This window comes from Desulfosarcina sp. (assembly GCF_041551955.1).
Classification (GTDB): Bacteria; Desulfobacterota; Desulfobacteria; order Desulfobacterales; family Desulfosarcinaceae; genus Desulfosarcina.
On sequence record NZ_JBFELV010000406.1, the window covers coordinates 1 to 4702 of the forward strand.

Here is a 4702-nt window from a genome sequence, read left to right on the forward strand (position 1 = left end):
GCCGGAAGGTCTGATCCTGGCCCGGGGCACCGACGATCCGCTGGCCGACGCCCGCAGGCAGCAGGAGAGCGGCACACCGCGCTTCGGCCGCCCGACCGGAGACTGGGATCTGATCCATGGGGAACTGGTGACCTTCACCGATCCTCAGCGCGATCTACCGCCCATCGACCGGCTGGAAGGCTTTCGGCCCGGCGGGCACAGCATGTACCAGCGGGTGATGGTGGCCGCTGGATGCCGGAACGCTTCAATTGCAGTGTGGATTTACAGAATGGCTCGGGTTACAAATGGGGAGCGAATTGACCGGGAGTGGCGGGGCTAATGAGTGTTGGCCTTGATGCTTTCGGCTGCCTGGATGAGGCTCTTGATCTCATCCTCGGTAAAGCTGGCTTCCTTGATGTAGCGAAGCAAATTCATGACCTCGGGTTGGTCATGAAGGTAGTCGACGACTTCCGGGTCCGTGGACGAGGACAAACGGAACAGTACGTCGGGATCGGCCGCCAGTACCTTGGCCAGTTCCTTTATCACCTCTGGCCTTGGCGGACGCTCCTTGCCACGTTCGATGCGGCTCAGATAGGCAGGGGAAATGCCTACCTTGGTCGCCGTCTCGCGCAGGCCGAGGTCTTGAGCAACCCGAAGGTCGCGGAGTGTTTCACCAAAGTTTTTCATAGCGTCTAATATACCTCGCTGTTTAGTGTTTTGCAACACAAAATTCCTCTGGCATTCTTTGGCGTAATTTGGTATATTCTGGTTGATTTTTACTCAGAGGCAGGTAACTTACCCCTGTTCTGGCACTGTGCCCTGACGGCCAACAGCCCTGCAGGAGAGGCGACATGAGCAATGAAGAGGTTCTGAAATTAAAAGACGTCGCCGCCTTACTTAAGGTCGGCGAAAAGACGGTCTACTCCATGGCCCAGGCCGGGGAACTGCCTGCTTTCAAGGTCCGAGGCCAGTGGCGATTTTCCCGAAAAGACATCGACGCATGGATAGAGCAACAGAAACACACAACCCAAGATTTCGGCGAGGGCGACCAGAAATGACCTCAGCCTCGGTGAACGGAGTTTTTATATGAGCAAAAAGAAGAACAAGCAGGCCGAGAACACCATCCCGGCGGGATACACGCTCGACTACGTTTCCGGCAAACAGGTCAAGGAAACGAAGAAAGAGCTGGTGCGCCAGAGGATTGTTCGCGCTCTGATCCATGAATACGGATTTTCGCCAGAGGACATGGAGCTGGATTTCTCCATCGGCGGGCGCAAAAAAGTGGATGTTGCCATCTTCCATCATGGCAAGGAACACACCATTGAAAACCTTGGCCGCGCCGTGCTTTGCCGCCAGGAACCGAATGTCGGCAAGAATGCCGCTCGCATCCGTGATTTTGAGCAAGCCGCAAAAGATCTCGACGAGATTGAAACCATCATGCGCGAGGTCGAAGCGGTTCAGTACGGCCTGTGGACCAACGGCCTGGAATTCTTTTTTGTCGAGAAAGAACAAAAGCGTTTCGAGACCAAGTGCAACCCTATCGGCGACTGGCCGATGGCGGAAGAGTCGGTCGGCACCAAGGAGGTCATTTCCGACGCCCATACCCGTGTTGCCGACAACGAGATGCTCAAGATCACCTTCCGCCGCTGCCACAACTACATCCACGGCAACGAGGGCATGCCCAAAGACGCCGCCTTCTGGCAGTTTCTCTATCTGATTTTCTGCAAGATGCACGATGAAAACCTGCGCGGAAAACAGCGTCAGGCCTGGCAGCGCCGCTTCTGGGCTGGCCCCAGGGAACAGTTTGAGGAAAAGGGCCGCAAAGAAATCCGCAAGCGCATCGAGGAGCTCTTCACCGAGGTCAAAAAGCAGTACAAGAACATTTTCCGGGGCAACGAGGAGATTACCCTCTCCGACCGGGCGCTGGCCTTTATCGTATCCGAATTGGCCAAGTACGACTTCACCCGTACCGATGTCGATGCCAAGGGCGTCGCCTACCAAGAACTAGTGGGCGTGAATCTGCGCGGTGACCGGGGACAGTACTTTACTCCGCGAGGCGTGGTGAAGCTGGTCGTTGAAATGCTTGCCCCCAAAGAAAACGAAACCCTGCTGGACCCGGCCTGTGGTACCGGCGGCTTCCTGGTCGCCACCTTGGGATACATGCTGAAGAAATTCCGTGAGGAGCAGAATACCCAGGTCGGTAACGAGAACACCACCGAGTTTCTGAACGTCCACGAGCGGCTGAAAGAGTATGCCGCCGCCAATGTGTTCGGGGCCGACTTTGACCCGTTCCTGATCCGCGCCGCTCAAATGAACATGGTGCTGGCGGGTGACGGTCGGGGCCACATTTACAACATCAACTCCCTGGAATTCCCGCTGGGGCATCTGGCCGATCTGCCCTCCGCCAAGAAGGAGATCCCACTGGGGTCGGTGGATATCATCGCCACCAATCCCCCGTTCGGCTCCGACATCCCGATTACAGACAAACACATCCTGGAACAATACGAGCTGGCGCACGCCTGGGAGCATGACGGTGAAGGCGGTTTCCGCAACACCGGCACCCCCAAGGGCAGCGTCGCGCCCGAGATTCTCTTTATCGAGCGCTGCATCAAGTGGCTCAAGCCGGGCACCGGCCGCATGGGCATCGTTCTGCCCGATGGGGTGTTGGGTAATCCGGCCTCTGAATACATCCGCTGGTGGATCATGCGTGAAACGCAAGTGCTCGCCTCCGTCGACCTGCCGGTGGAAGCCTTCATTGCCGAGGCCAACGTCAACATCCTCACCAGCCTGCTGTTCCTGCGCCGCAAGAGTGAAGAGGAAAAACGCGCTGAGGCCCTGGGCGGCATCGAGGAATACCCGGTGTTCATGGCCGTGGCCGACAAGGTTGGCTTCGACCGTCGTGGCAACAAGCTCTACAAGCGCACCCCGGACGGTGAAGAGATTGTCGAGCCCAAGCAGCATATCGAGCGCATTCGCATCGGCGGGCGCTTCGTGGAACGGACCCTGACCCGTAGTGAAAAGATCGAGGACAACGATCTGCCGGTCATCGCTGAGAAGTACCGCGAATTTCTCAAGGAGCAGAACGGATGAGCGACCAAGACGACATCATTGAAGTCCCGCAGGATGCTGCCGAAGAGAGCGGCCCGGATAATTTTTTCATCGACATCCTGACCGGTAACAAAGAAAGCTCCTCGGCCAAGAAGCTGCTGGTGCAGAAAGTTCTGCGCCAGCTCATCGAAAGCTACGGGTTCGACAGGGATGACCTGGAGGTGAACTACAACCCCCAGATCGCTGGCCAGGGGCGCAAGCGCATCGACATCGCGATTTTCCGCCCCGATGTCGAGCACAACAACGACAACCTGCAGCGAATCATCGTCTGCAAGAATCAGAAAAAGCGCGACAAGCTTCGTTCCATCACCGAGGCCGATAACGATCTGCGCGAACTCAAAGAGCTGCTGGAGCTGATCCCCGGCGCAACGCTAGGCATGTGGACCAACGGCCAGGAGGAGTTCCTGTTCCAGGTCGAGCGCACCCGCTTTGAGGTTCGTGCCAAGCCCTTGGGAGTCTGGCCGGTGCCGGGGGAGCGCACCACCGATCTCGACCGGACCGGCGGCGTCATTCAAGTCAGCGCCGAGGCGGAGGACTTGGAAGATGCTTTGCTGCGCTGCCGTCAGTACCTGAACCGCAACCTGGGTCTCGACCACAAGGATTCTTTCAGACAGTTGGCCGTGCTGATGCTGGCCAAGATCCACGACGAGACACTGCCCACCAGCGAGCGCAAATTCTGGATCAGGGGCGACGAGCCTTTCACCGAGGTGGGCCAACAGGCCATTGCCCAGCGCATCAATGAATCCATTGCCGCCGCCAAGGCCTGGCAACCGAACCTGCTGACTCGTGGCTGGGATCTGACGCTGGAACCCCACGAGACCGCTCGCGTGGTCATGGAACTGGCCCGTTACTCCCTGAGTGAAACCCAACCTCGATTTCGGACCGGGGCCTTCCGTGCTGTCGCTCGCAGCGTGATGGACGGACGCGAGGGGCGCTACCCCACGCCGCTCAACGTGGCCGAAATGGCGGTGGAGATGCTCGACCCGCAACCCGGTGAGCGCATCATGGATTGTTCCAGCGGTACCGGCACCTTCCTGGCAATGACTGCCGCGCACATCTTCAAGAAGAAACTGGCGGCCATGGGCACCACGCCCGACGAAGCCACCAACGAACAGATCCGCCAGGCGCAAAACGAAACCGCCGCGTGGGCGGCCAGCAACGCCCTGGGCTGCGACATCGATCCCTTCCTGGCCGTGGCCAGCCGCATGAACCTGCTGTTCACCACCGGCAATCCCGGCCGTGTGTTCCGTATAGATGCCCGCACCTTCCCGGACGGTGATCTGGATGGCATCGAGGCCGCCCGCCCGGCGATGCCGCTGGGTAGCATGGATATGGTTCTGCTCAACCCCTGGTTCTCTACCCAAGACACGGTCAGCGACACCTCCATCCTGGAGCGCTACGACCTGGGCAACAACTGGGAGCGCGATGAGGAAGGCGGATTCCGCAATACCGGCAATCTGAGCACCGGTGGCGTGCCGCCCGAGGTCCTGTTCATTGAACGCGCCCTGCAATGGGTGAAGCCCGGCACTGGCCGAGTCGGAATCCTGCTGCCTGATGGCTTACTGGGCAATCCCGGCGATGAATACGTGCGCTGGTGGATTCTGCGCCACTGCGA

4 protein-coding genes and 1 pseudogene are annotated in these 4702 nt (G+C 58.8%); 4 read left to right on the forward strand and 1 reads right to left on the reverse strand.

Annotated features, from left to right (window positions below; genetic code table 11):
* Positions 1–319: pseudogene (locus tag ABYV26_RS21215) on the forward strand (gamma-glutamylcyclotransferase); the annotation flags it as partial.
* Here the strand turns inward: ABYV26_RS21215 and ABYV26_RS21220 are convergent.
* Positions 316–666 carry a helix-turn-helix domain-containing protein gene (locus tag ABYV26_RS21220; protein WP_372683357.1) on the reverse strand — a complete coding sequence of 117 codons (351 nt, stop codon included), beginning with the start codon at positions 664–666 and terminating at the stop codon, positions 316–318. The pseudogene ABYV26_RS21215 and the gene ABYV26_RS21220 overlap by 4 nt on opposite strands.
* A 164-nt stretch (positions 667–830) precedes the next feature.
* Between ABYV26_RS21220 and ABYV26_RS21225 the strand changes: the two genes are divergently transcribed.
* The 3 genes from ABYV26_RS21225 to ABYV26_RS21235 all read left to right on the forward strand — a co-directional run.
* Positions 831–1037, forward strand: a complete 207-nt coding sequence (locus tag ABYV26_RS21225) for a helix-turn-helix domain-containing protein (RefSeq protein ID WP_372683358.1) — start codon at positions 831–833, stop codon at positions 1035–1037.
* A gap of 28 nt (positions 1038–1065) precedes the next feature.
* On the forward strand, positions 1066–3069 hold the full coding sequence (locus tag ABYV26_RS21230) for a restriction endonuclease subunit M (RefSeq protein ID WP_372683359.1): 2004 nt from the start codon (positions 1066–1068) through the stop codon (positions 3067–3069).
* The coding region (locus tag ABYV26_RS21235; protein ID WP_372683360.1) for a restriction endonuclease subunit M at positions 3066–4702 on the forward strand (1637 nt) is incomplete at its 3' end. The genes ABYV26_RS21230 and ABYV26_RS21235, both read left to right, overlap by 4 nt.